Annotated in this window: 2 protein-coding genes; both read right to left on the bottom strand. The window is 70.8% G+C overall.

All coding sequences use genetic code 11. From position 1 onward, the window contains the following. A partial coding sequence (locus tag R6V09_RS53750) for a thiamine pyrophosphate-binding protein (protein ID WP_317888641.1) occupies positions 1-232 on the bottom strand: 232 nt, incomplete at its 3' end. Further along, positions 229-1,060, bottom strand: an 832-nt coding sequence (locus R6V09_RS53745; protein ID WP_317888640.1) for an ABC transporter permease, incomplete at its 5' end; no start/stop codon positions are given. The genes R6V09_RS53750 and R6V09_RS53745, both read right to left, overlap by 4 nt.

Raw genomic sequence — 1,060 nt, 5'->3', positions numbered from 1 at the left:
AGTGCAGGCTGACGAACGCAGCGCGGCGGGTGCCGAGCGCGTGGCCCGCGGCCATGGCGACGGCCGTGGACTCCTGGAGGCCGAGGACGTAGGTGAAGTCGTCGGGCCAGTCGCGGAACATGCGCAGTTCGGTGGAGCCCGGGTTGCCGAAGACGGTGGTCATCCCGGTGTCGCGGAGGAGCTGGATGACGGCGTCCAGGACGGTTTCCTTCACCAGGACTGTTCCCTTCATACGATTCCCCTTCGTGCGGCCCGTTCCTCTTCAAGCGCCCGTTCCTCGCGGTCTCCCTCTCGGCTGCTTCCCCTGCCGGTGAGTCGTCTCTCGGCCGCCAGCAGGCCGGTGTTGAGCAGACAACCGAGGGCGCCGAGCAGGACCAGGACCGCCCATACGGTCAGCAGGTCGGAGCGCGACTGGGCGTCGGTGAGCGTGAAGCCGATGCCGTTCGCGGTGCCCGGCAGCAGTTCGGAGAAGACCATGAGGATGAGGCAGAGCGAGAGGCTGAGCCGCAGACCCGTGAAGATGCGGGGCAGCGCGGAGGGCAGCAGCAGGAACCACAGGCGTTCGGTCGTGGTCAGCCGCAGCACGGCGGCGACGTCGAGCCGCAGCGGGTCGGTGTCGCGGGCGCCCTCCGCGGTGTTGATCAGCACCGGCCACACCGCGCTGAACACGATCGACGCGAGTTGCATGGGCGTACCGAAGTCGAAGACGACCACGAAGACCGGTACGAGCGCGGGCGGCGGCACGGCGCGTGCGAACTGGAACACCGGGTCGCACAGGGCGTAGACCGGGCGCGAGCGGCCGACCGCGATCCCGAGGCCGATCCCGGCGACGGCGGCGAGCGCGAACCCCGCGGCCATCCGCCCCAGGCTGGGCAGGATGGTGTCGACGGCGGCGGGGGTGAGGAACACGTGCCCGACCGGCCCCGAGAACCACAGGTCGTAGGCGTGGCGGGCGATGCGGGCGGGTGGCGGGAAGTAGACGCTGCTGTGTGCGGCGGCCGGCAACTGCCAGACGGCCAGGGCGAGTACGAGGACCAGCGGTCGCAGGAGGGCGCCGCGG

Source organism: Streptomyces sp. W16, assembly GCF_033194735.1.
Taxonomy (GTDB): domain Bacteria; phylum Actinomycetota; class Actinomycetes; order Streptomycetales; family Streptomycetaceae; genus Streptomyces.
The sequence above is the reverse complement of the archived record's forward strand: the minus strand, read 5'-3'. Positions and strand labels throughout refer to the sequence as shown.